This window comes from Streptomyces sp. GL_141, from assembly GCF_057834385.1.
On the sequence record NZ_CM174402.1, the window covers coordinates 1,444,328 to 1,469,181 of the forward strand.

At 69.9% G+C, this 24,854-nt stretch carries 25 protein-coding genes; 16 read left to right on the forward strand and 9 right to left on the reverse strand.

The window, feature by feature from the left end:
* Positions 1 to 93: 93 nt before the first annotated feature.
* Both AC3IX6_RS06315 and AC3IX6_RS06320 read right to left on the reverse strand, forming a co-directional pair.
* Complete coding sequence (locus tag AC3IX6_RS06315; RefSeq protein WP_489369247.1) at positions 94 to 492, reverse strand: helix-turn-helix domain-containing protein; 399 nt, start codon at positions 490 to 492, stop codon at positions 94 to 96.
* Positions 489 to 746: a YkoF family thiamine-binding protein gene (locus tag AC3IX6_RS06320; protein ID WP_489369248.1), complete on the reverse strand. Its 258-nt coding sequence runs from the start codon at positions 744 to 746 to the stop codon at positions 489 to 491. The genes AC3IX6_RS06315 and AC3IX6_RS06320 overlap by 4 nt, the downstream gene beginning before the upstream one ends.
* A 126-nt stretch (positions 747 to 872) precedes the next feature.
* On the opposite strand from AC3IX6_RS06320, the gene AC3IX6_RS06325 reads away from it, so the two are divergent.
* From AC3IX6_RS06325 to AC3IX6_RS06340, 4 genes are all read left to right on the forward strand, one after another.
* Complete coding sequence (locus AC3IX6_RS06325; RefSeq protein ID WP_243339126.1) at positions 873 to 1,706, forward strand: TIM barrel protein; 834 nt, start codon at positions 873 to 875, stop codon at positions 1,704 to 1,706.
* A 74-nt stretch (positions 1,707 to 1,780) separates the two neighbouring features.
* Positions 1,781 to 2,671 carry a 2-hydroxy-3-oxopropionate reductase gene (locus AC3IX6_RS06330; RefSeq protein WP_243339125.1) on the forward strand — a complete coding sequence of 297 codons (891 nt, stop codon included), beginning with the start codon at positions 1,781 to 1,783 and terminating at the stop codon, positions 2,669 to 2,671.
* Between the two features lie 244 nt (positions 2,672 to 2,915).
* Positions 2,916 to 4,373 (forward strand): catalase, encoded by a 1,458-nt coding sequence (locus AC3IX6_RS06335; protein WP_489371355.1) that lies wholly within the window; start codon positions 2,916 to 2,918, stop codon positions 4,371 to 4,373.
* Positions 4,374 to 4,875: 502 nt separating this feature from the next.
* Positions 4,876 to 5,439 (forward strand): DUF4291 domain-containing protein, encoded by a 564-nt coding sequence (locus tag AC3IX6_RS06340; protein WP_489369249.1) that lies wholly within the window; start codon positions 4,876 to 4,878, stop codon positions 5,437 to 5,439.
* Between the two features lie 135 nt (positions 5,440 to 5,574).
* Here AC3IX6_RS06340 and gcl read toward each other — a convergent pair whose 3' ends face one another.
* Positions 5,575 to 7,356, reverse strand: coding sequence for a glyoxylate carboligase (gcl, locus tag AC3IX6_RS06345; RefSeq protein ID WP_266912577.1), 1,782 nt, complete (start codon positions 7,354 to 7,356; stop codon positions 5,575 to 5,577).
* A 266-nt stretch (positions 7,357 to 7,622) separates the two neighbouring features.
* Between gcl and AC3IX6_RS06350 the strand changes: the two genes are divergently transcribed.
* Complete coding sequence (locus AC3IX6_RS06350) at positions 7,623 to 8,510, forward strand: hypothetical protein (protein WP_489369250.1); 888 nt, start codon at positions 7,623 to 7,625, stop codon at positions 8,508 to 8,510.
* A gap of 42 nt (positions 8,511 to 8,552) precedes the next feature.
* Entirely contained in the window at positions 8,553 to 9,041 is a 489-nt protein-coding gene (locus AC3IX6_RS06355; RefSeq protein ID WP_266903514.1) for a glutathione peroxidase, read from the forward strand.
* A 74-nt stretch (positions 9,042 to 9,115) separates the two neighbouring features.
* Here AC3IX6_RS06355 and AC3IX6_RS06360 read toward each other — a convergent pair whose 3' ends face one another.
* Both AC3IX6_RS06360 and AC3IX6_RS06365 read right to left on the reverse strand, forming a co-directional pair.
* Complete coding sequence (locus AC3IX6_RS06360; RefSeq protein WP_489369251.1) at positions 9,116 to 10,666, reverse strand: AMP-binding protein; 1,551 nt, start codon at positions 10,664 to 10,666, stop codon at positions 9,116 to 9,118.
* 198 nt (positions 10,667 to 10,864) lie between these two features.
* Complete coding sequence (locus tag AC3IX6_RS06365) at positions 10,865 to 12,103, reverse strand: winged helix DNA-binding domain-containing protein (RefSeq protein ID WP_489369252.1); 1,239 nt, start codon at positions 12,101 to 12,103, stop codon at positions 10,865 to 10,867.
* A 154-nt stretch (positions 12,104 to 12,257) separates the two neighbouring features.
* On the opposite strand from AC3IX6_RS06365, the gene AC3IX6_RS06370 reads away from it, so the two are divergent.
* Positions 12,258 to 13,436 carry a magnesium and cobalt transport protein CorA gene (locus tag AC3IX6_RS06370; RefSeq protein WP_489369253.1) on the forward strand — a complete coding sequence of 393 codons (1,179 nt, stop codon included), beginning with the start codon at positions 12,258 to 12,260 and terminating at the stop codon, positions 13,434 to 13,436.
* Positions 13,437 to 13,826: 390 nt separating this feature from the next.
* Here the strand turns inward: AC3IX6_RS06370 and AC3IX6_RS06375 are convergent, their stop codons facing one another.
* The 4 genes from AC3IX6_RS06375 to AC3IX6_RS06390 form a co-directional block, all read right to left on the reverse strand.
* Positions 13,827 to 15,008 carry an amidohydrolase family protein gene (locus AC3IX6_RS06375; protein WP_489369254.1) on the reverse strand — a complete coding sequence of 394 codons (1,182 nt, stop codon included), beginning with the start codon at positions 15,006 to 15,008 and terminating at the stop codon, positions 13,827 to 13,829.
* 13 nt (positions 15,009 to 15,021) lie between these two features.
* The gene (locus AC3IX6_RS06380; RefSeq protein WP_489369255.1) at positions 15,022 to 16,161 is read right to left on the reverse strand and encodes an MAB_1171c family putative transporter; all 1,140 of its coding nucleotides are present in this window, start codon (positions 16,159 to 16,161) and stop codon (positions 15,022 to 15,024) included.
* The gene (locus AC3IX6_RS06385) at positions 16,158 to 16,673 is read right to left on the reverse strand and encodes a hypothetical protein (protein ID WP_250740567.1); all 516 of its coding nucleotides are present in this window, start codon (positions 16,671 to 16,673) and stop codon (positions 16,158 to 16,160) included. The genes AC3IX6_RS06380 and AC3IX6_RS06385 overlap by 4 nt, the downstream gene beginning before the upstream one ends.
* 61 nt (positions 16,674 to 16,734) lie before the next feature.
* Positions 16,735 to 17,208 (reverse strand): helix-turn-helix domain-containing protein, encoded by a 474-nt coding sequence (locus tag AC3IX6_RS06390; protein ID WP_489369256.1) that lies wholly within the window; start codon positions 17,206 to 17,208, stop codon positions 16,735 to 16,737.
* A 316-nt stretch (positions 17,209 to 17,524) separates the two neighbouring features.
* Here AC3IX6_RS06390 and AC3IX6_RS06395 point away from each other — a divergent pair, with 316 nt between their 5' ends.
* From AC3IX6_RS06395 to AC3IX6_RS06435, 9 genes are all read left to right on the forward strand, one after another.
* Positions 17,525 to 17,998 carry a GntR family transcriptional regulator gene (locus AC3IX6_RS06395; RefSeq protein ID WP_489369257.1) on the forward strand — a complete coding sequence of 158 codons (474 nt, stop codon included), beginning with the start codon at positions 17,525 to 17,527 and terminating at the stop codon, positions 17,996 to 17,998.
* Positions 17,999 to 18,257: 259 nt separating this feature from the next.
* On the forward strand, positions 18,258 to 18,377 hold the full coding sequence (locus AC3IX6_RS06400; protein WP_250740573.1) for a keywimysin-related RiPP: 120 nt from the start codon (positions 18,258 to 18,260) through the stop codon (positions 18,375 to 18,377).
* Positions 18,378 to 18,504: 127 nt separating this feature from the next.
* Positions 18,505 to 20,175, forward strand: a complete 1,671-nt coding sequence (locus AC3IX6_RS06405; protein ID WP_489369258.1) for an asparagine synthase-related protein — start codon at positions 18,505 to 18,507, stop codon at positions 20,173 to 20,175.
* 10 nt (positions 20,176 to 20,185) lie between these two features.
* Complete coding sequence (locus tag AC3IX6_RS06410) at positions 20,186 to 20,437, forward strand: lasso peptide biosynthesis PqqD family chaperone (protein ID WP_250740577.1); 252 nt, start codon at positions 20,186 to 20,188, stop codon at positions 20,435 to 20,437.
* On the forward strand, positions 20,434 to 20,874 hold the full coding sequence (locus tag AC3IX6_RS06415; protein ID WP_489369259.1) for a lasso peptide biosynthesis B2 protein: 441 nt from the start codon (positions 20,434 to 20,436) through the stop codon (positions 20,872 to 20,874). Before AC3IX6_RS06410 ends, AC3IX6_RS06415 begins: the two co-directional genes overlap by 4 nt.
* Complete coding sequence (locus AC3IX6_RS06420) at positions 20,871 to 22,748, forward strand: ABC transporter ATP-binding protein (RefSeq protein WP_489369260.1); 1,878 nt, start codon at positions 20,871 to 20,873, stop codon at positions 22,746 to 22,748. The genes AC3IX6_RS06415 and AC3IX6_RS06420 overlap by 4 nt, the downstream gene beginning before the upstream one ends.
* Positions 22,745 to 23,065 carry a response regulator transcription factor gene (locus AC3IX6_RS06425; RefSeq protein WP_243339086.1) on the forward strand — a complete coding sequence of 107 codons (321 nt, stop codon included), beginning with the start codon at positions 22,745 to 22,747 and terminating at the stop codon, positions 23,063 to 23,065. Before AC3IX6_RS06420 ends, AC3IX6_RS06425 begins: the two co-directional genes overlap by 4 nt.
* Before the next feature lie 164 nt (positions 23,066 to 23,229).
* Positions 23,230 to 23,415, forward strand: coding sequence for an FDLD family class I lanthipeptide (locus AC3IX6_RS06430; RefSeq protein ID WP_243339085.1), 186 nt, complete (start codon positions 23,230 to 23,232; stop codon positions 23,413 to 23,415).
* A gap of 140 nt (positions 23,416 to 23,555) precedes the next feature.
* The gene (locus tag AC3IX6_RS06435; RefSeq protein ID WP_489369261.1) at positions 23,556 to 24,854 is read left to right on the forward strand and encodes a lanthionine synthetase C family protein; all 1,299 of its coding nucleotides are present in this window, start codon (positions 23,556 to 23,558) and stop codon (positions 24,852 to 24,854) included.

The following is a 24,854-nucleotide window of genomic DNA, read 5'->3' on the forward strand; positions in this document are numbered from 1 at the left end:
CACGGCGTCAACACTTTGTTGAAACTTCCCGTACACAAAAGCCGCCGCCCGGGTGAATTGGGCGGCGGCTCGTCACGGTGAGTCATTCAGGATTCACTCTTGGTTGGTCCCTCCGGACCCTTTGGGAGTGTTTGAGTCCCTGTTCAAGTAGTTGTAGACCGTGAAGCGACTCACGCCCAGGGCCCCCGCAACCGTTTCCACGCCGTGCCGGACCGAGAAGGCGCCGCGCGCCTCCAGTATCCGTACGACGTCCTGCTTGGACTTCCGGTCGAGCTGGGACAACGGTACGCCGTGCCGGCGCTCCAGCGCCGCCAGGATGTGGTCCAGCGAGTCGGAGAGCTGCGGAAGCCTTACGGCGAGCAGGTCCTGACCCTCCCAGGCGAGCACGACGTCGTCGGGCTGGGCCAGGGACGGATCCATCAGCTCGCCGCCCATCGCGTCCACCAGCGGCTTGATCGCCGCGACGAACGGGTGGTCCCTGGGCTCGGTCATGGCGTGTCCTCCCCGGTCCCGATCACATTGACCTGGAGGGAGACGCGGGTGGCTCCGGCCTCCAGGGAGTTGCGCAGCAGCGCGGTGACCGCGCTCAGCACCGCTTCGGACTCCCCCTCGGCCGTGTTACCGAACGGGCCGACATCCACCGCGTCCAGCTGGGCCGTCTGAATGACCTCGCGAGCGGCTACGGCATGGGCAGGGGCCTCTTCTAGATCGAAGGGCTCGGTCGTGAACTCCACTCTCAATCGCACGCCGCTCAAGCTACCTGGCAGTCAGGACTTTTCGGGAGGCGGCACTTGACAACGAGGCCGCCCTGCTTGCAGTCTTCCATCAGGCAGAAACTAACTTCCGCAATACGGAAGGAGCGCACACCCCTCATGGGATACACGGACCAGCGCTTCGATGTAAATCTTTCGATCCTCTTCACGGAACTCCCGCTCCTGGAGCGTCCCGCGGCTGCCGCCGCAGCGGGCTTCACGGCGGTCGAGCTGTGGTGGCCCTGGATCGAGACCCCCACCCCCGCTCAGGAGGAGCTCGACGCCCTCAAGACCGCTCTTGAGGACGCCGGCACCCAGCTGGTGGGCCTGAACTTCTACGCCGGCCAGCTGCCGGGGCCCGACCGCGGTGCGGTATCGGTTCCCGGTGAGGAGTCGGAGCGCTTCAACGCCAACATCAACGTGGCGGCGGACTTCGCCGCCTCGGTCGGCTGCAAGGCGCTGAACGCCCTCTACGGCAACCGCGTCGAAGGCGTGGACCCGGCCGTTCAGGACGAGCTCGCGCTGAAGAACCTGGTCGTGGCGGCTCAGGCCGCGGACCGCGTCGGCGCGATCCTCCTGATCGAGACCCTGAACAAGCCCGAGTCGCCGCTCTACCCCCTGGTGAGCGCCCCGGCCGGCATCGAGGTAGTGGACAAGGTGAACGAGGCCACCGGCCTCGGGAACGCCAAGTTCCTGCTCGACCTGTACCACCTGGCGATGAACGATGAGGACCTCTCCGAGGTCATCGAAAAGTACGCCGCCAAGACCGGACACGTCCAGATTGCGGACAAGCCCGGACGAGGTGCCCCCGGCACCGGCGAGCTGCCCCTCGAAGAGCTGCTCGACCAGCTCCAGAAGGCCGGCTACCAGGGCTTTGTCGGTCTCGAGTACAAGGCCGCCGACGCCGCCGCCTCCTTCGCGTGGCTGCCCGCCGAGGCCCGCGCCGCGAAGTAAGCGGAAAAGTCCGGGCGAACAGCCAGGCACCTGACGAACTTTTCGTACGAAGCATTAAGAGAAGGACCCTCATCATGAGCAACCTCCCCAAGATCGCATGGGTCGGCCTTGGCATCATGGGCTCCCCCATGGCCGAGAACCTCCTGAAGGCCGGTTACTCGGTCACCGGCTTCACGCTGGAGCAGGACAAGCTGGACCGCCTCGCCGCGGCCGGTGGCTCCGCCGCCGGTTCGATCGCCGAAGCCGTCAAGGACGCCGACGTCATCATCACGATGGTGCCCGCCTCCCCGCAGGTCGAGGCCATCTCCTACGGTGAGAACGGCATCCTCGAGAACGCCAAGTCCGGCGCGCTGATCATCGACATGTCGTCGATCACCCCGCAGACCTCGATCGACCTGGCGAAGAACGCCGCCGCCAAGGGCATCCGCGTCATCGACGCCCCGGTGTCCGGTGGCGAGGCCGGTGCCATCGAGGCCGTCCTGTCGATCATGGTGGGTGGCGAGCAGGCCGACTTCGACGAGGCCCTGCCGGTCCTCGAGACCCTCGGCAAGGTCATCGTCCTGTGTGGCCCGCACGGCTCCGGCCAGACGGTGAAGGCTGCCAACCAGCTCATCGTCGCGGTGAACATCCAGGCGTGCGCCGAGGCCGTCGTCTTCCTCGAGAAGTCGGGCGTGAACCTCGAAGCCGCTCTGGACGTGCTCAACGGCGGTCTGGCCGGCTCCACGGTCCTGACCCGCAAGAAGGCCAACTTCCTGAACCGCGACTTCAAGCCCGGTTTCCGGATCGACCTGCACCACAAGGACATGGGCATCGTCACCGACGCCGCCCGCAACGTCGGTGCGGCCCTCCCGGTCGGCGCGGTCGTCGCCCAGCTGGTCGCCTCGCTGCGCGCCCAGGGTGACGGTGGCCTGGACCACTCCGCGCTGCTCCGCGCGGTCGAGCGCCTCTCCGGCGCCCAGATCTGAGCTCCGCTCGGATAGGCGGCCCGCTCACCGGGCCGCCACCCGCCCCGCTCGCGGGGCCCTGAGTTTCCGGATGGTGCCGGTGCTGACACCTGTCCTGTCGCGCCCAAGTGCCGGCACCGTCCGGATTACCTCTCCTCCACTCTTTCTTTCAACAAACTGTTGACGTCGAGTTCATGCCGAAATTAGGCTGTTCCGCATGACGGAAGACGGATTCCGTCAGCAGTTCCCCGTACGGAAGGTCACCATGTCGAAGCGCACGCTGACGACCGAGTCTGGCGCCCCGGTCGCCGACAACCAGAACTCCGCTACCGCCGGCGTCGGTGGCCCCCTGCTGATCCAGGACCAGCAGCTCCTCGAGAAGCTCGCCCGGTTCAACCGCGAGCGCATCCCGGAGCGCGTGGTGCACGCCCGCGGCTCGGCCGCGTACGGCTACTTCGAGGTGACCGACGACGTCACCGCGTACACCAGCGCCGCGTTCCTGAACACGGTCGGCAAGAAGACCGAGACCTTCCTGCGGTTCTCCACCGTGGCCGACTCGCTGGGTGGTGCGGACGCGGTCCGCGACCCGCGCGGCTTCGCGCTGAAGTTCTACACCGAAGAGGGCAACTACGACCTCGTCGGCAACAACACCCCGGTGTTCTTCATCAAGGACCCGATCAAGTTCCCCGACTTCATCCACTCCCAGAAGCGCGACCCCTTCACGGGCAAGCAGGAAGCGGACAACGTCTGGGACTTCTGGGCGCACGCCCCCGAGGCGACGCACCAGATCACCTGGCTGATGGGTGACCGCGGCATCCCGGCGTCGTACCGTCACATGAACGGCTACGGCTCCCACACGTACCAGTGGACCAACGCCCAGGGCGAGGCCTTCTTCGTCAAGTACCACTTCAAGACGAACCAGGGCATCCGCTGCCTGTCGGGCGAGCAGGCCGCCGAGCTCGTCGGCTCGGACGCCAACTCGCACCAGACCGACCTGCTGCAGGCGATCGAGCGCGGTGTGAACCCGAGCTGGACCCTCTACGTCCAGGTCATGCCGGCCTCCGAGGCCGCGGACTACCGCTTCAACCCGTTCGACCTCACCAAGGTGTGGCCGCACAGCGACTACCCGCTGCAGCGCGTGGGCCGCCTGGTCCTCGACCGCAACCCGGACAACGTCTTCGCCGAGGTAGAGCAGGCCGCGTTCTCCCCGAACAACTTCGTCCCGGGCATCACCGCCTCGCCGGACAAGATGCTCCAGGGCCGTCTCTTCGCGTACGCCGACGCCCAGCGCTACCGCCTCGGTGTGAACCACACCCTGATCCCGGTCAACGCCCCGAAGGCCACGAAGGCCGACAACTACGGCCGCGACGGCGTCATGGCGCTGCGCAACGGCTCGCGCTTCGACAAGAACTACGAGCCCAACTCGCACCAGGGCCCGGCCGAGACCGGTCTGGCGCTGGGCGCCCCGAAGGCCGTCTCCGGCTACACGGGCACCCACGAGGCTCCGGCCCACACCAAGGACGACGACTTCTTCCAGGCCGGTGAGCTCTACCGCCTGATGTCGGAGGCCGAGAAGCAGCGTCTGGTGGCGACCATCGCCGGCGGCCTGTCTCAGGTCACCCTCGAGGACGTCATCGAGAAGAACCTGGCTCACTTCCACGCCGCGGACGCCGACTACGGCAAGCGCGTCGAGGAGGCCGTCCGCGCCCTGCGCGACGCCTGAGCCCACAAGCTGCGCCGGGATCCTGACGGGAGGTCAGGATCCGGGTGCTGAGCCCACACCGCGGACCCGGATGAGGGGTGGTACGCGGTGAGGGCAGGACGAGGACCGTGGCGAGCGTGCGAGCCAGTGCGGTGGTAATGGGTTCCGAGGCCCGTCTCTTGACCTGAGGGAGACGAAGCCGGAGTTCTCGTCGCCGTTCGCCACGGTCCCAGCCAAAAATCCTCTCCTCTATATACAGGGGCCACGCACAGAGCCCCCTGTAGCTGAAGGAGAACCTCCCCCACCCTCTCCGCCCGGCGGTGCGAACGTCCTGTCGCGCCAGCCTCGTACCGTCGGGCGGTAACAAGCAACACCCACTCAAAGAGCCGAGTCACGGACGGTCCCGTGACTCGGCTCTTTGTCATGCCCGGGGGCCGAGGGCCCACCCGCGGCCACCTGCGGGGTCTTCACGCGGTGGGAAACCGTTGGCGACGCCGGCACGGCGGCTGGCAAGGTGCGGTACATGACGCCGCAGTATCAGATCCGCGCCGACTACGACGCCCGTACCATCGTGGTCTACCAGGCGTACCCGGCCGCGATCGCTGACACCGCCCTGCGGGCGGGGCGCTTCGTCACACCGTTCTCGTTCCAGCGGATGACGTGGATCAAGCCCTCGTTTCCGTGGCTGATGCACCGCAGCAACTGGGGCCGCAAGCCGGGGCAGGAGCGCGTCCTCGCCGTGCGGATGACACGAGAAGGCTGGGAGCAGGCTCTGTCCCAGGCCGTACGGACGACCGCGATCCCGACGGCGGTGGCACGAGCCGCCGTGCACCTTCAGTGGGACCCCGAGCGCTCGGTGCGTGGCGCGGCTCTGAACCACTACAGCATCCAGGTCGGCATCGGCCGCCACCTGATCCGCACGTTCGCCGAGGACTGGGTCGTCGGCCTCACCGACCTCACGCCACAGGTCCGAAAGGCCGCGACGCTGCTCCGGAACGGACGCGCGGCCCAGTCCCAGCGACTTCTGCCCGCGGAGCGCGTCTACCCGATCAGCCGGAGCACGGAAGAGCACCTTTGGCCGATGTAGGTCTCCGGCCCCTGCGTCGTGCCGCCTGGTGGGACGCTTCCGGGACCTGGGATCCCTGGGGCACGCGGAACGGCCCCCGTTCCTCCTGGAGGAGGGACGGGGGCCGTTCGGTGGTGCTAGACCAGCCTGATGGGACTAGGCGGGCAGGGTGTTGCGGAGTGCGGTGGGGGCGTGACCCAGCTCGGTCGCGACCTCTTCGAACTCGGTGACGTCGCTCATGTCGACCGTCTTGCTCATCGAGATGTTGGTGATGCGCTCGAGGATGGCCTCGACGACGACCGGGACCTGGTGCTCCTGGGCCCACTTCTTGGCCGTCTCGAAGGCCTCGCCCAGCTTGTCCGGGTCGGTGACGCGGATCGCCTTGACGCCCAGGCCCTCGGCGACCTTGACGTGGTCGACACCGTAGACACCCAGCTCGGGGGTGTTGATGTTCTCGAACTCGAGGTTGACCTCGAAGTTGATGCCCAGACCGCCCTGCGCCTGACGGATCAGGCCCAGGTAGGCGTTGTTCACGAGGACGTGAACGTAGGGGACCTTGTGCTGGGCGGCGACCGCCAGCTCCTCGATCATGAACTGGAAGTCGTAGTCGCCGGACAGCGCGACGATCGGGGTCTCCGGGTCCGCGGTGGCGGCACCGATCGCGGCCGGGATGGTCCAGCCGAGGGGGCCGGCCTGGCCACAGTTGATCCAGTTGCGCGGCTTGTAGACGTGCAGCATCTGCGCACCGGCGATCTGGGACAGACCGATGGTGGTGACGTAGCGGGTCTCGGGGCCGAACGCCTTGTTCATCTCCTCGTAGACGCGCTGCGGCTTCATGGGGATGTTGTCGAAGTGCGTGCGGCGCAGCAGCGTCGCCTTGCGCTCCTGGGCGGAAGCGGCCCAGGCGCTGAAGTCGGGCAGCTTGCCCTCGGCCTTGAGCTCCTTGGCGATCTCGACGAAGAGCTCCAGGGCCGCCTTGGCGTCCGAGGCGATGCCGAAGTCCGGGGCGAAGATCTTGCCGATCTGGGTCGGCTCGATGTCGACGTGGACGAACTTGCGGCCCTTGGTGTAGGCGTCGAGGTTGTAACCGGTGTGACGGTTGGCCCAGCGGTTGCCGATGCCGAAGACGAAGTCCGACTCGAGGAACGTCGCGTTGCCGTAGCGGTGCGAGGTCTGGACACCGACCATGCCGGCGGCCAGCTCGTGGTCGTCCGGGATGACGCCCCAGCCCATGAGGGTGGAGATGACCGGGACGTTCGTCAGCTCGGCGAACTCGACCAGCAGGTCGGAGGCGTCGGCGTTGATGATGCCGCCACCGGCGACGATCAGCGGACGCTCGGAGTCGAGCAGGAACTGCAGGGCCTTGCGGGCCTGGGCGCGGGTGGCGCTCGGCTTGTAGACCGGCAGCGGGGAGTAGGTCTCGGGGTCGAACTCGATCTCCGTCAGCTGGACGTCGATCGGGAGGTCGATCAGGACCGGGCCCGGACGGCCGGAGCGCATCAGGTGGAAGGCCTCCTGGAACACGCCCGGAACCTGGGCGGCCTCCAGGACGGTCGTCGCCTTCTTGGTGACCGGCTTGGCGATCGAGGCGATGTCGACGGCCTGGAAGTCCTCCTTGTGGAGCTTCGAGACCGGAGCCTGACCGGTGATGCACAGGATCGGGATGGAGTCCGCGATCGCGGAGTACAGGCCGGTGATCATGTCGGTGCCGGCCGGGCCCGAGGTACCGATGCAGACGCCGATGTTGCCGGCCTTGGCGCGGGTGTAGCCCTCGGCCATGTGCGAGGCGCCCTCAACGTGGCGGGCCAGCGTGTGCGCGATTCCGCCCACGTTCTTGAGCTCGCGGTAGAACGGGTTGATCGCAGCACCGGGGACGCCGAACGCTTGTTCGACACCCTCGAGCTTGAGGATCTCCACTGCAGCGGCGGCGGCTGTCATACGAGGCATCGAGTTCTCCTGCGGGTCTGGCGGTCAGGCTTTTCCGTAATCCGGAAGTTTTGTTCTGCTATACGGAACAAGCTAAGCGGGGACTCCCCACAACGTCAAGGCGGTACGGCACCCCGGAACCCACCAAAAGCCACGTCTTGGGCAGTGAGTTGTACGAAAAACCAGGGCTCGACTGAAAATCGGGGGTCTACCCACCCCTCCGGTGGCAGGTGGTGGACCATGGGGCTACGCACAGCGACGAAGGGGGTCCAGGTCTCATGGCGGATGCGGTACCGGTGCGCTGCCCGGCGTGCCTGCGCGAGAACGGCTACGCCGCCCCGGTGTTCCCCTGCGCCTGCGGGAACCCGGTCACCCCTCCCCTGGACCTGACCTCCCCGCCCCGGGAGCTGACCCACCGCACCTGGACGCAGAGCTGGGTCGCGGTGCGGTGCGGGGCCTGCGGGCGGGAGAGCCAGTGGCCGCACCCGGAGGTGGGGTGCACCTCCTGCGGGACGGTGGTGCTGGTTCCGGTGCATCCGCTGGAGCCTGTGGGCGGGGTTCCGGGGATGCTCGGGGGGCCGCTCGCGGGTGCCGGCTCCGGCGGGGTCCCGGATGGTGCCTCCGGCGGGGATGTACGGACTCCCCCTCGCGCGCCGGAGACGCCCGGGCGGCCGGGGTCGCCCGCGGGACCGGCCGCGGCAGCCCCGGGACGCGATCCGATGCGGGGCCCGTCGCACCACACGGGCGGCCCGCCCCCGGCCACCGACCCCGCGGTGCCCCGCCCCGACTTCCGGCCCGTGACCATCCGTACCGCCCGGGACGCGGTGGTCACCGCCGCGCTCTACCTGCGCTGGCTCGGCTTCCAGGACGTGCGCCAGCCCGACGGGCGGCCCATCCCGGCCACGGCGGTGGACCTGCGGGCCCCCGGCCTGGTCGCGCAGGTGGACCCGACCACGGCCCCGGCCGGGCTGCGGGCGGTGGAGTGCGTCTGGCTGAACGGGCTCACGGCCTGCGCGACCAGCGTCTACTTCTCGCTCGCCGGATATACGGATGACGCGCGCGCCCGCGCGGACGACCTCGGGATACCCCTCTTCGTCATGGACCTCACGGGCATGCCCCAGCCGGTCAACGACCCGGCGGAGGACCTCCTCGGCATGGGGGCCTAGGCTCGGGGGTATTACGTGTGTTTGCCTGCCGAGGAGAGCTTGATGAGCCTGTACGACATCCCGCTGACCACCCTGTCCGACGAGCCCACCAGCCTCGCCGCGCACAAGGGCAAGGCGATCCTGCTCGTGAACACCGCCTCGCAGTGCGGCCTCACCCCTCAGTACTCGGGGCTGGCCCGCCTGCAGTTCAAGTACGAGGAGAAGGGCTTCACCGTCATCGGCGTGCCCTGCAACCAGTTCGGCGGCCAGGAGCCGGGCAACGCCGACGACATCCAGACGTTCTGCGCGGCCGGCTTCGGCGTCACCTTCCCGATGCTGGAGAAGTCCGAGGTCAACGGTGAGAACCGGCACCCGCTCTACAAGGAGCTCGTGAAGGTCCCGGACGCCGAGGGCGAGGCCGGTGACATCACCTGGAACTTCGAGAAGTTCCTGATCTCCCCCGCCGGCGAGGTCGTGGCCCGCTTCCGCCCGCGCACCGAGCCCGAGGCCGCCGAGGTCATCGCGGCGATCGAGGCACTGCTGCCGGCCTAGCACCGCCTCGGGGGCCGGTACGGGGCTGCGCGCGCAGCCCCGTACCGGCCCTCGGTCGTCCGCGGAGCCCGGGGTCAGTTCACCTGCCGCTCCAGGCCCGACCAGTACGGCTCGCGGAGCTTGAACTTCTGGATCTTGCCGGTGGCCGTACGCGGGATGGTGTCGCGGAACTCGACCGTCGTCGGGGCCTTGTACCCGGCCAGTCGCTGCTTGCAGTGGGCGATGATCTCCGCCTCCTGGACGGCCTCCCCGTCGGCTCCCTCGGCGAGGACCACGAGGGCCTTGATCGTCTCGCCCCATTTCTCGTGCGGCACACCGATGACGGCGACCTCCGCGACCGCCGGATGGCTGAAGATCGCGTCCTCCACCTCGATCGACGACACGTTCTCGCCGCCGGTGATGATCACGTCCTTCTTCCGGTCGGAGATCGTCAGATGGCCGTCGTCCTCGTCGACCGTGCCGCCGTCACCCGTGTGGAACCAGCCGTCCCGCAGCGCGGCCGCGGTCTCCTCCGGCTTGTCCCAGTACCCCTCCAGTACGACGTTCGACCTGGCCAGGACCTCGCCGTCCGCGGAGACCCGCAGCTTGACCCCCAGCGCGGGCAGCCCCGCGCGCGAGAGCCTGCGCGCCCGTTCCTCGGCCGGCAGCTCCGCGTCGGCGGGCCGGGTCCGGTTGAAGGTGAGCAGCGGGGAGGTCTCGGTCAGGCCGTAGATCTGGGTGAACTCCCAGCCCAGCTCCTCGCCCATGCGCTGGATCGTCCGGCTCGGCGGCGGGGCGCCCGCGCAGACGACGCGCACCCGGTCGCGGCCCGGGATCTCGCCCTCCCAGCTCGCCGCCGCATCCAGCACGGTGTTCCACACGGCGGGCGCACCGCACATCAGCGTGACCCCGTGTTCCTCGACCCGGCGCAGGATCTCGGCGCCGTCGACCTTGCGCAGCACGACCTGCTTGACGCCGAGCCCGGCCATCACGAAGGGCATGCCCCAGCCGTTGCAGTGGAACATCGGCAGCGTGTGCATGTAGACGTCACGCTCCCAGACCCGGGTGTGCAGGCCGAAGGTGAGCCCGTTCACCCAGATGTTGCGGTGGGTGAGCTGGACCCCCTTGGGGCGGGCGGTGGTCCCCGAGGTGTAGTTGATCGTCGCGGTCGCGTCCTCGTCCGGGTGCGACCAGGGGCGCGGCTCCACCCCGAAGCGCATCAGCTCGGCGTCGGTCCGCGGGCCGAGGACGAAGCGGTGGCGGGCCTTGACGCCCGACAGCGCCTCGTCCAGTTCCGGGTCGACGAGCAGTACCGAGGCCCCGCTCTGCCGGACCACGTAGTCGACCTCCTCCGGCTTCAGCCGGAAGTTGACCGGTACGCAGACGCGCCCGCTCATCGGCACCGCGAACAGCAGCTCCAGGAGCCGGGCGGAGTTGTGGCTGACCACGGCCACGCGCTCGCCCTCGCCGACCCCCAGCGCGTCGAATCCCGCCTGCCAGGCCCGTACGCGCTCGCCGAGCCTCCCGTAGGTCGAATCGGGGACGGGTGGACCGGGCTGATCCGGCTCGTCCACCACGCCCGGGCTGGACGAGAACCCCAGCTCCGCCCGGTCGAGGAAGTCCGTGACGGTCATGGGAATCCGCATTGCTCTCTCCTAGGTCCCTGATCCCGAACAGCTGCCTGGACGACGCGCCGCCGCCCCCGTCCGTCGGTGGTCGAGCGGCCCGCCACGAACGAGAACGAGTGCGGGTGATCCCGGTCGTGCCAGGCATCGTGCCGTGTCCGGCGTACGGGCCACCAGAGCGCGGCGGGGCCGGGTCACCCGGCCGGCCGTCGTCCCGGTTCAGCCGCGGATGGACCCGAACCGGACGGAGCCGCCCGCAGGGCCCTCACCCGCGCTGTCGCCCATGGCGGCGAGCAGGGCCTCCCCCTCGGCGACGATCTCCGCCTTACGGGCCTTGGAGACGGCGGAGAACAACTCGACGGTGAGCACCCCGCCGCCGTTCCCGCCACCGTTCCCACCGCCGTTCCCGCTGCCCTTCCCACCGTCCAGCGTCCAGAGCCCGGCGAGGAACCCGTCGACGAGCAGCGTGCAGTGGGCCTGGTTCCCGGACCAGGTGCTCCCCTTCAGCTCGGGCGCGATCACCCGGGAGCGGTCGGCATGGGAGAGGAGCAGGTTGTCGAACTCGGGAAGGAAGCGGGGCGGCGCGGGCTCCTGGGCATCGGGGCGGGGCCCGTCGGGCAGATCGAAGAGCTCGACGCCGTTCTCGTCCTGGAACACCTCCAGCCCGGGCCTGAGCCGCTCGAAGGCCTCGCGCAGCCGGGTGAGCCCCGCCCAGGTCTGCATGTCCTTGACGGAGGCGGGCCCGAAGGCCCCGAGGTACCGCAGAACCACGTCATCGATCCCCGACCCCTCGGGACCGGACCCCGCTGCCACTCCCCCTCCCCCTCCCACTCCCCCTCCCCCTCCCCCTCCCCCTCCCCCTCCCACTCCCCTTTCCTCTCCCACCCACTCGCTCAAGGTGGTGAGGCGGACCTGGCCGCTCTTCCCCCAGACCCCGCGCGGGGTGACCTGGACGAGCGGCAGCCGGCAGCGCGCGGCGACGGACAGCGACTGCGGGTCGGCTCCGGGCCACTCCTTGAGCAGTTCCTCCCGTATCTCCGCCATGGTCCGCGGTTCGGCCTCCACGAACGCCCGCGCGCGCTCGGCCAGCCGGTCGAGGTCCACGCCGACCAGGCCCTTGCGGAAGTAGTTGATCTCCCGGTCGCGGGCGGGCTGCACGAGTGGGCGCAGGGTGAGCGCGTCGTGGACGGTGTGGGTGTGGATGGTGGACCTCATGGTGACCATCCGGACCACCTGCCGGGACTCCATCAGCCCGGCGAGCTCGGCCGGCCCGAATCCGGCGAGGCGGGCGTGGAGCTGGAAGTACGGCGGCTTCACGTTCTGCGCCTGCAGCCCCAGCAGGTGCCGCGTGGCGTCCTGCGCGGACATCTCGGCGCGGGTCAGGAGCAGCTGGCGGGCGAGCGTGGCACGGTTCAGCGCACGGGTGTCGAGTACGGGACGCGTCGTCTTGGAGGCCATGACAGCAACGTAGCGGCCCATGCGGACACCTTCTGTCCGCAACTCCGGACCGGCCGCACCCGCGCGCACGGACTCGGATGAACCCCTAGGTCCATTCACCCGGATATCCTGCCCCTTGCCCGTAAACACCCGTTCGACCGGGAGCTGACCTGCGATGTCGGAGCGACCAGACCGCCGCCCCTCGCCCCCGTCCGCCTCCGCGCCCGCGAAGCGTGCGGGCTGGCGGCGCCCGGCCGCCCCTCCCACCGCTCCCCCGGCCGCACCCCCGCGGGCCCCGAAGCCGCCTCCGCCGGCCCCCACCCCCGCGGACCACCGCAGCGTGATCGACTCCGCGGTCTACCGCGACGGGGTCCGGGTCGCCTCCCCCACCACCCTCGCCGACACCTTCCGCCAACTCCGCGAACAGCCGGACGGCATGGCCTGGATCGGCCTGCACCGCCCCACCGAATCCGAACTGCACTCCCTGGCCGACGAGTTCAACCTCCACCCGCTCGCCGTCGAGGACGCCCTGGAAGCCCACCAGCGCCCCAAGCTGGAGCGCTACGGAGACACCCTCTTCGTCGTCCTGCGGGCCGCCCGCTACCTGGACGCACTGGAGGAGGTCGACTTCGGCGAGCTCCACATCTTCGTCGGCCCCGACTTCCTGATCACGGTCCGCCACGGCGCGGCCCCGGACCTCTCGGCGGTCCGCCGCCGCATGGAGGAGTCCCCGGAGCTCCTCTCCCTCGGCCCGGAGGCCGCCCTCTACGCCATCCTCGACGCGGTGGTCGACGGCTACGCCCCCGTCGTCGAGGGCGTCCAGATCGACATGGACGAGATCGAGACCGAGGTCTTCAGCGGCGACCCGGAAGTCTCCCGCCGCATCTACGAACTCTCCCGGGAAATGGTCGAGTTCCAACGCGCCACCCGCCCCCTGGTCGGCATGCTCCACAGCCTGATGGCCGGCTTCGCGAAGTACGGCACGGACGAGGAACTCCAGCGCTACCTACGCGACGTAGCCGACCACGTCACCCACACCAGCGAACGCGTAGACGGCTTCCGCCAGGCCCTCACCGAAATCCTGACGGTCAACGCCACCCTGGTCTCCCAACAACAGAACGCCGAAATGCGCGCCTTGGCCGAGGCCGGCTTCGAACAGAACGAGGAGATCAAGAAGATCTCGGCCTGGGCCGCCATCCTCTTTGCGCCTACACTCGTTGGCACCATCTACGGCATGAACTTCGACTCCATGCCGGAACTGGGCTGGAGCCTCGGGTACCCCTTCGCAATCGGTTTGATGGGGATGGTTTGCGTCAGTTTGTACGTGATTTTCAAGCGTCGGGACTGGCTATAAGCGGAGGCTCACCCCTTCACGCAGCACGCGCGATTTACACCTGCACTTCCCGCGCAAGCCTCCCATTTGGGACTCTGGGGAGTCCCTGGGGAGAAGTGATGCGGACGATCTCCTAGTGCTGTCCTTGACGAGCCCCTGACCAGGGCTTTTTGGCATCCAACGACCGGTGGGGAGAATCCGGGGAGAATCGACTGGCCTCACGAGCTGTCGGCCGCACGCCGGAGCAACGCGGGCTATCGATCTGCGGCGTCTACCAAACCTGACGGCGTCGGGCCTCATCACGGACAGTGAGAGCAGACGCTGCGCTCAGCGGGGCCCAAGGCCAGCCAGGGCGACCGGTCATGTCCCGCCTTCGCCCCAACGCCGTTCCGTTTCCCGCCCGTCCCCCCGTCAGGCATGCACACGGCCATCCGCCATCACCAGCCGAACACGACGCAGCGCCTGGAGATCGCTCAGGGGATCACCATCGACGACCAGGAGGTCCGCGCGGAGGCCGGGGAGCAGGCGCCCCGTGACCTTGCCCAGCCCGAGTGCGTCCGCCGCCTCGCAGGTGGCCAGGTCGACGATCTCCTGCGAGGTGCAGCCCAGATGGGCGAAGAACTCGAGACTGGACACGAAGTCATCGAAAACCGCCCGGCTCACGCCCGCGTCCGTGCCGGTGAGCAGCTGCACCCCGCGCTCGCGCATTTGGCGGATCCCGCCGAACATCTCCTCCGCGCGCTCATGTCCAAAGCGCTCGGCGAAGCCGCGCCAGTCGGGGCTGGCCGCCGGACAGACCCCGATGCCCCGGGCGGCGATCTCGTCGACGACGTCGTCGAGGAGCCGGAAGCCATCCTGGTCGATCCACGTGCAGTGCTCGATCGTGCTCACCCCGGCCTCCACCGCCGCGACGATGCCTGCGGTGCCGTGCGCGTGCGCCGCCACCGGGAGGCCGGCACTCGCCGCCTCCTGCACGATGGTCCGGAGCTCCTCGGCCGTGAACTGGGGCGCCCAGATAGGCGGCCCGCCCTTCGTGATGCCCCCGCCCGTGGCCATCACCTTGATGAGGTCCACGCCCCGCTCCACGTTGCGGCGGACCAGCGCCCTGGCGGCGTCCTCGCCGGACACCTCTCCGCCCAGGAACCAGCAGTGTCCGCCGGGTCCCGTCACAGGAGTGCCGGCCGCCAGGACACGCGGTCCGAGCAGCCGTCCCGCCCTGACGGCGTCGCGGAACTGCGTCACCAGTCCGTTCCGGTCGCCGAGGTCGCGCACGGTGGTGACGCCCGCGTTCAACAGACCGAGCGCCCGCTCCGCAATGCCTTCGGCCACCGTCGCATCGTCCGCCTCCCGCAGCGCCGCGACCGGATCGGGCCCCGCGTCCAGAACGAGGTGGACGTGCGCGTCGACGAGCCCCGGCAGCAGCGTGCCGTCGGGGAAGTCGTGACGGAGAATGCCCGCGGGGGCCCGGGACTCCACCTCGCGGCGCGGTCCGGTGTCCACGATGACGCCGTTTCGCACCAGCACGGCGCCGTCCGCCAGGACCTGGCCGTGCGGTCCGGTCACCACTCGCCCGGCAGATATCAGGGTGTCCATCGTCACTCCTCGTTCAGGATTGTGCTGTCAGGGCTTCGGAAAGCCGGATCAACTGCCGTACATCGCTCTCCAGTCCGCCGTCGCCCTCGCCGGGCAGCGCGACCGGAACGGCCTGGGAGGGCGCGTCCTCTCCGGAGGCGTACGACCGCAGCGCGGACCTCAGATGGCGCGCCGCGACCTCGGGCGTGAGTGGCGCCTCGGCGTCGGCCGTGGCCGCCTCCAGCGCCAGATAGGGACTGATCCGGACGAGCCCGTCCCGGCACTCGATCACACGCCGGTAGTAGCGCCGGTGCACGGCCCGCGGACTCAGCACGTCCCAGCGACGACCGCCCCCGGTGCGCTCGAGCGCGTCCTCCGGGAACGCCAGGTGCAGAGCCTCCCAGAGGCGTGCCAGCTGGTGGTAGACGCGGCCGTGGTGCCACCACAGACGGATGCTGGCCCAGCGCGTCACCAGCCCCGGGTAGACCACGCCCGCTACGAAGAGGGGGATCGCGAGGTCGAGCAGGAGCTTCGCGCCGGTGATCACCGGGTGGGGCACACCACCGCCGAGCAGGCGCACGAGCGTCAGGCACTCCCGTGCCGCCGAGGCCAGCACCATGCCGGCCAATGCGGTGGCCACCATCCGCAGCCCGGTCGCCAACGGCCGGCTCGCCAGCCGCGCGTACCGCACCGTCCAGAACAGCGCCGCCGCCACGGCATACGTAAGGTAGGCGCCGGCCGAGAGGTAGAAGACCGCGACACCGGGGACCCTCATGTCGGCCGTCGCGTACGTGTGGCCCCGCTCGGTGTGCGGCGTCACAGCCATGGCTGCCGAGGCGATCACCGCAGTCGCGGCGAACGGCACCGCATGCCACCGCACCCGTGTCCGGGCCGAGGTCGGGTCGGACGCCGAGTGGATGAAGAAGCACCCCAGGAAGTACACGGCTCCGAGCAGGCAGAGGTTCTGCAGCAGCTTCGCGGCACCGTCCCCGGCGAGCCCGTCGACGAGGCGGATGACTACGGGCAGGCCCAACGGGAAGGAGAGACCCGCACTGAACATGCAAAGGAAGACCGCGCGCAGTAGCCGGTCGGAAGGATCGCGTACGACCTGCCGCCCCGTCCAAAGCAGCGAGCCGTACAGAACAACAGCGAGCACCAGGGACAGCACGCTCACAACCACCCCTGCCGGTCCGCGAGCGCCGTGTGCACCCGTCGGGCCGAGACGTCACCCGGCGCGCGGGGCGTGACCCGGTCCAGCACCGACGCCCACTCGAGGATGATCGTGGCGACGAGTTCCGCCTCCCGCTCCCTCTCCTCGGCGTAGGAGGTGCGCCGGAGCGCGCGGTTGATCACCTCGATCGAGAGGTCCGGCAGCACCTCCTGCCAGACGGCGTCCTCGGACTCGTCGCTCCCGTGGTCCGCCAGGATGTGCCCGACCTCGTGGAGCACGATGTGGTCCTGGTGCGCCCGGCTGGTCTCCTTCTGGTAGAAGATGAAGTCCGCCTGCGCGCCGGCGATCCACAGACCGTACGGGCCGGGGACGGGCAGCGAGTACGGGACCAGCCGGATCGGCCGTCCGCGGTGCTCGCCGAGGAGCCGGCACAGCTCGGGGACCCGCAAGGGGGCGGTGACGCCGAGTTCCCTGAGGATGCTCCGACATCGTTTGCGTAACGTACGTTCGTTCACGGGCCAACTCCGCTGGTGGATCTCCTGGGGCCTGGAGACTCCATCCAATGGCGTCAGACCATCATGATCCAGGACGATTCAGGCCATCGTCCTGGCCGGGACCGCCCTCGGCCTGCTCCAGGCGGTAGACCACGTCCAGCAGATCCATCACCTGTTCGCGGTGCTTCTGGGACAACTGACCCGCCCTCATCGCCATCAGCTTCACATCACTGCCCTGCGACGCCTCGTGCAGCTGTGCCTGCGCGGCGGCGAGGGCCGAGAGCTGCTCCTCGATGCGCGCGGTGGCCGAGTCGTCCACGAAATAGGCCGCGGGGACTCCGAAGAAGGCTGCCAGCGCCTGCAGATGACGCAGCGTCGGATTGGTCTTCTTGCTCTTCCGCAGCTGCCAGATGTAGCTCTGAGAGATCGACACTCCGGTATCCCGGATGGCAGAGGCCACCTGCTCGTTGCTGTACTCGTGGCCGGGATCCGGTCTGACGGTCTCGAAGAGCCTGTTCAGCTTGTCGGCGAACCCACGTTCCGGTTCCTCTGGCATGACGTCCACCCCCCTGGTCCAGCCAGCCCTGTTCTTCCACTCGGATGAATCGGTGCAACGTCCACTATCTCCATACTGGTTGAAGAGCGTCAAGGTGCGGACTACGGTACGGCTGCACCAGCCATCAACCGATGTGAAAGAACGGTCTACCCAAGAATCGACATGGGTCTATGCCGGACCCGGGGAACGACGAAGGCAGCCATCGGCTCCGCACCGACCACGCGGAAGCCGTCCCTGAGGCTGCCCCATGCCCTGGCGAGTCGACGGCGTGGCGCGAGTGCTTGAGCACAACGTGAACCAGAAGGGGGAGCAGCACATGTCAACTGCGTCCGGAACGGGGAACATCAACCTCCACAGCCGTGCCGCCGAGATACCGCTCTACGCCCAGATCCGGGCGAAACTCAGGATGGACATCGCGTCGGGCCTCTACCCCCAGGGTGAGTACCTTCCGCCCGCCGACCAGCTCGGCAAGGAGTACGGCGCCAACAAGAACACGATCCTCCGCGCGCTGCGGATGCTGCGCAGCGAAGGCATCGTGGACTTCGGGCGCGGACGCGGTGCCGTCGTCCTGCCGGCTTCCGGCCCGGTGGGCCTCGACGACATCTCCGACCAACTCCAACGGGTCGTCAACCTCGCAGACGTCTCGGGTATCCCGCGCGCCGCCATCATCTCCGCCATCGAACGGATGCCCAGGATGGCCGCCCGCCACGGGAGGGCGACGCGGCGCGGGCTGCCGACGGTGCGCGGCCGCAGGCCGGGATGGAGCCAAGGAAGCTCAAGCGGAGAGTGACCAACAGGCCAAGAAGACCAGGCCGATCCCGCACGCCCGGACCGGCGGATCCTTCTCGCGCCGGTCCCTCTTCTGCCAGGTGGCGGCCCCTGACAAGAGGTGCCGGGAGGACCGGCCGCCCCGACCGCGGACCGTGTCGACCACCGGTTGCTCCTTGAGCGGCGGGTGGCCACCGATCGAGGATCTTTCCAGGCGGCCACCGAATTCCCGGGAAACGGGGTCGTCCCGTTGGAAAGCAACTCGAGAAGGGATGAGAACCATGGCCAAGAAGATCTACGAGGTTCCGGCTCTGTCCAAGGCCGGCGACTTCCGCAAGGACACCGGATTCCTGAAGCGCGGACCGCACGAGCCCAAGGTCCGTCTGCCCCTGGGCTGGTAGTCCGATGACACGCCACGGCGAGGGATGGTTCGCGCTGTTTCCGGACTGTGAGGCCGCCCTCGCCGTGGCCTCCCGGCTCGGGACACGAGCCGAACGCACCCTCACACACCCGTCAGGACGACCGTTCGTGCTGGGCAACTGGGCCACGTCCGTCCAGGCCCGCAACGACCGGGGAATCTCCGTGACGCTCGTCGGGCACACCCCCGTCGGCGCACCCGAACTCAGCGCGCACATCGCCGGGGTGCGCGATCCCCGCGAGGTCCACCGGGTCACCGCGCGCCTCCCCGGTGACTTCCACGTCATCGCCGAGGCACACGGCGAGATCCACGCGCACGGCACCGCCTCGGGGATTCGCCGGCTCTTCCACGCCGCCGAGGACGGCGTCACCGTCGCCGCCAACCGCTCCGACGTCCTGGCCCGGCTGTTCGACGCGCCCCTCGACGAGGACGTCCTCGCCCTGCGACTGTTGGACTCCGTCCCGCACCCGCTGGGCGACGTCCCCCTGTGGCGCGGTGTGCACTCCGTCGTCCCCGGCGAACTCCTGCGCTTCGGCCGCTCCGCCCCTCGGACGGTCCGCTGGTGGCAGCCCCCGCAGACACAAGTCCCTCTCGCCGAGGGGGCGGAGGCGCTCCGCACGGCGCTGGACGAAGCCGTACGCCTGCGGGTGGACGCAGCCGGAAGCGTCAGTGCCGACCTCTCCGGCGGCCTCGACTCCACCACCATCTGTGCCCTCGCCGCAGGCGTGAGCACCGCACCGTTACCCGCGCTCACCATGCCCAGCAGGGACCCGGGCGACGACGACGTACACTGGGCCCAGCTCGCCGCCGCCGAGATCGACGGCCTGGAGCACATTCTGCTCGACATCGACGAGATCCCACTCTTCTACAGCGGTCTGCTGGACGTGCGCGGACCCGTCGACGAACCCCTGCCCACCATCCTCGACCAGCCGCGCCAGCTGGTCGGCCACGACCGGCTCCTCGCCGGCGGGTCGCGCCTCCACCTCACCGGCATGGGCGGCGACCACGTCCTGTGGGGGCATCCCGCCCACCACCGTGACCTGCTGGCCACCCGTCCCCTCACGGCACTGCGCAGCATCCGCGGCTACCGCGCCCAGAACCGCTGGTCGCTGCGCGAGACCCTGGCCGTCCTCGCCGACAGCCGCCCCTACGGCAGGTGGCTCGCGGACGTCGCCGACGACGTCACCGCCCCTCGACCCGCCCCGCACAGCCCGGACGTCTTCGGCTGGGACATCCCGCCCCGTCTGCCGGTCTGGGCCACCGCCGACGCCGCCGCCTCCGTACGCCGGAGCCTGCGGGAGGCCGCCGGCACGGCACAGCCCCGCGGTACCACCCGCGCCCTCCACAACGAGATCCACACCCTGCACCACGGCACGCGGGCCACCCGAATCCTGCACCAGGTCGCGGAGCACAGCGGGCTGCCCCTGGCGAGCCCCTTCCTCGACGACCGCGTCGTCGAGGCGTGCTGGTCGGTCCGCTCCGAGGAACGCGCCACGCCATGGGAGTTCAAACCGCTGCTCAAGCGCGCCATGCGCGGCCGGATGCCCGACGCACTGCTGCGCCGCACCACCAAGGGCGAGGCCTCGGCCGACGCCGCCAACGGGCTGCGGGAGAACCGCGAACGCCTCGCCGAGCTGTGGCGGGACTCGCTGCTCGCCAAGGCCGGACTGGTCGACGCCGACAAGCTCCTGGACATCACCCTGCGGCCCTCGTCGCCCGAACTCCGGCACGGCGGCCTCGACGCCACGCTCGCCTGCGAGATCTGGCTCCGCACCATCTGAAGGGGAACCCATGCAACTGCGCGAGGACGTGTCCGTGGTGGACACCGACTACGGCAAGATCCTGCTCGACGGCAGTACGGGTGAGTACTGGGAGCTCAATCCGACCGGCAGCTCGGTCCTGGCCGGCCTGCTCGACGGCACCCCGGCGAAGGACATCGCCGATGCCCTGTGCGCCGAGTTCGACGTCGACGCGGACCGGGCGCAGTCCGACGTGAGCACCCTGCTCTCCGCCCTGCGCGACGCCCGGCTGGTCAGCCCATGAGCTTCCATCCGATCCCGGAGACCCATACCGGGACGTCGTTCGCCCAGCGCGCCGGAGCCCGCCTCGCCGTTGCGGTGGGCCGGCCCCTGCTGCTCCTGCCGCCGGCCCGGCTCGCGCGGGTGCTCGGCGTGGTGTCCCGCGGGGCCCGCCCGGCCGGCCATGACCGGACCTACCGGGCCCGGCAGGCCGTCACCACGGTCAGCGCCGTCTGCGCCGGCCGTGAGGGCTGCCTGCCGCGCTCGGTCGCCACGGCCCTGCTCTGCCGCGCCCGCGGCGAGTGGCCCACGTGGTGCGTCGGCGTCCGCGCCGCGCCGCCCTTCGGCGCCCACGCCTGGGTCGAGGCGGAGGGCCGACTGGTAGGCGAGGAACTGCCCGAGAGCTACTTCCGGAGGCTGATCACCGTGGGCTCCGGGAGCGAGGAGAGGAGCCCTTCATGATCGACCACGCGGATCCGCCCGGCGCGGCGACCGGAACCGGCCGGGGAACCGAGGGCGAGCCCGGGACCGTGGCGCGCCCGGGGGAGAACCCCGCCGACGGTGCCCGCCCGGGCACCCGTGACCTGCTGCGCCTGCTGCGCGGCAGCGGCCGGACCGTGGGGGCCGCGCTCGCACTGACCGTCGTCGGCACCGCCCTCGGGCTGCTCCAGCCGCTGCTGACCATGCGTCTGATCGACCGGGTCTCCGCCGACCGGGCCGTCACCGCGCTCGTCGTGACGCTGGCTGCTCTCTTCCTCGTCCAGGCCGCCCTCGAGGCAGCCGGTCAGTACCTGTTGGACGTGACCGGCGAGAGCGTGGTCCGGCGCCTGCGCCGCGGACTCGTCGAACGGCTGTTGTTCGTCCGCCTCCGGGACCTCGACAGCCGGCGCGCCGGCGACCTGCTCTCCCGGGTCGGCACCGACACGACCATGCTGCGGGACATGGTCGCGGGCAGCTTCGTCCAGCTCGTGACGGTCACCATCACCGGAGTCGGAGCCGCCGGACTGATGCTGTGGATCGACCCCGTCATGTTCCTCGTGGTCGCCGGGACGCTGGTGATCGCCGCCGTCCTCGTCGCGGGCGTGATGGCCGGCATCCGGACCAGCACCGAGCAGGCCCTCGCCGGTGTCGGTGCGATGACCGCCGACCTCGAACGCGCCCTCGGCGGCATCAGGACCGTGCGGGCCGCCCGCGCCGAACACCGGGAGGCCGAGCGCATCGGCGCGGACGTCGACGCCGCCTACACCGCCGGCGTCCGCTCCGCGAAGCTCGGCTCCGTCGTGGGGCCCGCCATGGAGATCGCGGTCAACGGCTCGTTCCTCCTCGTCCTGCTCGTCGGCGCGGTCCGGGTTTCCGACGGCTCCATGTCCGTCAGCGAACTCGTCGCGTTCCTGCTGTTCGCCACCTACCTGGTCATGCCGCTCGCAGGCCTCTTCAACGCGCTCAGCCTGATCCAGCGCGGCCTCGGCTCGCTCCGCCGGATCGAGGACGTCCTGCGCCTGCCCGTCGAGCAGGACCCGGAGGACGGTACGCCCGTACCGCTTCCTGGCCCTGCCGCGTCGCCCGCGACCCCGCTCCTCGAACTGCGCCGGGTCTCCTTCGCGTACGACGACCGTCCTGTACTGCGCGACGTCTCGTTCTCCGTGCCGCGCACCGGCCTCATCGCCTTGGTGGGCCGGTCCGGCGCCGGCAAGACGACGATCGTCTCCCTCGCCGAGAAGTTCCACGAACCGGACGGCGGACACGTCCTCTTCGACGGCGCCGACGTCAGGGGCGTCGATCCGCGCGACCTCCGGGCCCGTATCGCCCTGGTCGAGCAACACGCGCCCCTGCTGTACGGAACCCTGCGGGACAATCTCGTCTACGCGAAACCCGGGGCGGATGAGAGAGAAATCCGGGAAGTGCTCCGGATGGTGAATCTCGAAGAACTCGTGGAACGTCTGGCGAACGGGCTGGAGACAGAAGTCGGCGATCGGGGATTCAACCTCTCCGGCGGCGAACGCCAGCGCGTTGCCATAGCCCGCGCCCTGCTCGCCCGGCCCGAACTCGTGCTCCTCGACGAACCCACGTCGCAACTCGACCCCATCAACGAACGGGAACTCACCGACGTCCTGCGGGACATCTCCCGGGAACGCGCCCTCCTCGTCGTCGCCCACCGCATGTCCACCGTCCGGGCGGCCGACCGGATCGTCGTCCTCGACGACGGTCGTGTCGGCGCCGAGGGCACGCACGAACAACTGCTCGCCGAGAACCCGTTCTATCGCAGGCTGACCACCGACCACCTCACGCGGCCGCTCGGCCGGCCCGCCCCAGACAGGAGCGTCGCAGCACCGTGAGCCCCACCACTCCCCGCACCCCCACCGCACCCCACGCAACCGCCGGCGCCCGCGCGCCGGGCGCACCGCACTGGACACCGGCCCTGGAACGGGTCAGCCGACTCACCCCACGCGAGCAGGAGACCTTCCTCCTGCTCGCCGAAGGGCTCTCCAACGAAACGATGGCCCAGCGGCTGCACGTGACCGAACGGACCGTGCGCGCACATGTCGCCGCGGTCATGGAGAAGCTCGAACTCTCCTCACGCCTGACCGTCTGCCTGGCTTCGTACGTGTTCTCCACGGAGCGCGCGGACGCCGGGAACCGGCTTGGTCCGTAAAGAGTCCCGAAACGCCATCCGTTCGGAATCCGGTCCCACGGCGAATACTGTCGCCACGGCCAATGGAACGGACGCAAGAAGCTCGACATGATTTCCCTGGCGCCGGAAAAACCTCCGGAGCCCCGGCGAATCAATTCGCCGGGCGGAATGACGAAAGGAAAGACATGTCTGACGCATTCGACCTGGACGCCCGGATCTCCGCCCCTGCCGGCCCCGCCGGCGAGCAGGCGCCCCCGCCGTCCATCTCGGGGATCGCCACCCGCACCGTCTGCACCCGAGTGACCTGCCAAGCCAGCAAGACCTGTGTATGCACCGCGATGTGCACGGTCTTCTGCGTGGGCGGCAAGTAGCCACGGGCCAACTCCCGACGGGTGCTGCCGTGGTCGAGACACGGCAGCACCCGTCGTCGCAGAGCGAGAGAAGCACGCCGATCAGACAGGGGCCGACCACCATGCACCTCACCCACCACGGTACCGAAACCTGGGCCCGCGTGGCAGACGACGACCTCGTGAGCCTGGCGCGGACAGCCGTCCGGCAGGTTCTGAGGGAGACCGCCACCACCGCCCAGGTCGAGGACCTCGCGCTCCGCGCGGCCGAGCAGAGCGACACCGCCGGCGCCTGGTTTCCGCCCAGTCTCACCCACGGCCAGGCCGGTTCCGCGCTGCTCCACCTGTACGCCGCCCGGGCCGGGCTCGGCGACCTGGACACGGCCTCCGGCCACATACGCGAGGCGGTACTCTCCACCCAGACCGAACCTCTCCAGCACCACGGTCTGTTCGCCGGCACCAGCGGCCTCCTCCTCGCCCTCGCGGACGTCACCCGCGACGAACCCCGCTTCCGCCCCAGCCTCGACCGGCTGACGGATCAGCTGGCCGAGCAGGTCCTCGCCGCGCCACCGCACCGCACCGAACGGGCCGTCAGCGACCTCGACTACGACCTCGTCACCGGCGCGGCCGGCACCCTCGCCCAGCTGAGCTCCGTCCCCGAGCCCTCCGAGCGGGTCACCGAGGCCGCCGCCGTACTCGCCGACTACCTCATCTGGCTCGCCGGACCCGCCGGGACCGCGGGCACCCCGCACCGCTGGCTCATCACGCCCGCGTACTACCCACCCGTCGGCGACTACCTCGCGAGGTACCCGCACGGGTACCTCAACCTCGGTCTCTCGCACGGCGTCCCCGGCATCGCCGCGGCCCTCGCCGCCGCCTGGGCCTCGGGCAACCGCCGCCCGGGCCACCTGGAGGCCGTCACCGCCCTCAGCGGCTGGATCCGCGCACAGGCGGACACCGACACGCACGGCCCCCTGTGGAGCGACGGCACGCCCGTCGACGAACACGGCCACGAGGTCTCCGCCGGATGCGTGCACGACCGGATCGCCTGGTGCTACGGCACCTTCGGCGTCGCCGGCGCCCTCCTCACGGTCGCCGAGGCCACCCTCGACGACGAACTGCGCGCCGAAGCCGTCGGCGCCTTCGAGGGCGCGCTCGCCCGCCTCGGGGACCTCCGGCCACTGTCGCCGACCCTCTGCCACGGCCTCGCCGGACTGGTCATGCTGGCACTGGAGTTCGCCCCCTGGAGCGCCGCCGCCCGCGAGCGGCTGCCGGAACTGGTCGGGGACCTCCTCGACCGCCACGAGCCGGACCGCCCGCTCGGGTTCGCCGACCTGGAGGAGCCCGGCAAACCCGTCGACGACCCGGGACTGCTCACCGGGGCCACCGGCGTCGCGCTCACGCTGCTCGCCGCCACCGGCGACCGGCGGCCCGACTGGTTCCGCGCCTTCCTCGGCCGGTGA

What these genes read in the sequence shown, in the direction of transcription:
- AC3IX6_RS06315 (WP_489369247.1), bottom strand. Translation starts at nt 492, where the DNA reads ATGACCGAGCCCAGGGACCACCCGTTCGTCGCGGCGATCAAGCCGCTG.
- AC3IX6_RS06325 (WP_243339126.1), top strand. Translation starts at nt 873, where the DNA reads ATGGGATACACGGACCAGCGCTTCGATGTAAATCTTTCGATCCTCTTC.
- AC3IX6_RS06330 (WP_243339125.1), top strand. Translation starts at nt 1,781, where the DNA reads ATGAGCAACCTCCCCAAGATCGCATGGGTCGGCCTTGGCATCATGGGC.
- AC3IX6_RS06335 (WP_489371355.1), top strand. Translation starts at nt 2,916, where the DNA reads ATGTCGAAGCGCACGCTGACGACCGAGTCTGGCGCCCCGGTCGCCGAC.
- AC3IX6_RS06340 (WP_489369249.1), top strand. Translation starts at nt 4,876, where the DNA reads ATGACGCCGCAGTATCAGATCCGCGCCGACTACGACGCCCGTACCATC.
- gcl (WP_266912577.1), bottom strand. Translation starts at nt 7,356, where the DNA reads ATGACAGCCGCCGCCGCTGCAGTGGAGATCCTCAAGCTCGAGGGTGTC.
- AC3IX6_RS06350 (WP_489369250.1), top strand. Translation starts at nt 7,623, where the DNA reads ATGGCGGATGCGGTACCGGTGCGCTGCCCGGCGTGCCTGCGCGAGAAC.
- AC3IX6_RS06355 (WP_266903514.1), top strand. Translation starts at nt 8,553, where the DNA reads ATGAGCCTGTACGACATCCCGCTGACCACCCTGTCCGACGAGCCCACC.
- AC3IX6_RS06360 (WP_489369251.1), bottom strand. Translation starts at nt 10,666, where the DNA reads ATGCGGATTCCCATGACCGTCACGGACTTCCTCGACCGGGCGGAGCTG.
- AC3IX6_RS06365 (WP_489369252.1), bottom strand. Translation starts at nt 12,103, where the DNA reads ATGGCCTCCAAGACGACGCGTCCCGTACTCGACACCCGTGCGCTGAAC.
- AC3IX6_RS06370 (WP_489369253.1), top strand. Translation starts at nt 12,258, where the DNA reads ATGTCGGAGCGACCAGACCGCCGCCCCTCGCCCCCGTCCGCCTCCGCG.
- AC3IX6_RS06375 (WP_489369254.1), bottom strand. Translation starts at nt 15,008, where the DNA reads ATGGACACCCTGATATCTGCCGGGCGAGTGGTGACCGGACCGCACGGC.
- AC3IX6_RS06390 (WP_489369256.1), bottom strand. Translation starts at nt 17,208, where the DNA reads ATGCCAGAGGAACCGGAACGTGGGTTCGCCGACAAGCTGAACAGGCTC.
- AC3IX6_RS06395 (WP_489369257.1), top strand. Translation starts at nt 17,525, where the DNA reads ATGTCAACTGCGTCCGGAACGGGGAACATCAACCTCCACAGCCGTGCC.
- AC3IX6_RS06400 (WP_250740573.1), top strand. Translation starts at nt 18,258, where the DNA reads ATGGCCAAGAAGATCTACGAGGTTCCGGCTCTGTCCAAGGCCGGCGAC.
- AC3IX6_RS06410 (WP_250740577.1), top strand. Translation starts at nt 20,186, where the DNA reads ATGCAACTGCGCGAGGACGTGTCCGTGGTGGACACCGACTACGGCAAG.
- AC3IX6_RS06415 (WP_489369259.1), top strand. Translation starts at nt 20,434, where the DNA reads ATGAGCTTCCATCCGATCCCGGAGACCCATACCGGGACGTCGTTCGCC.
- AC3IX6_RS06420 (WP_489369260.1), top strand. Translation starts at nt 20,871, where the DNA reads ATGATCGACCACGCGGATCCGCCCGGCGCGGCGACCGGAACCGGCCGG.
- AC3IX6_RS06430 (WP_243339085.1), top strand. Translation starts at nt 23,230, where the DNA reads ATGTCTGACGCATTCGACCTGGACGCCCGGATCTCCGCCCCTGCCGGC.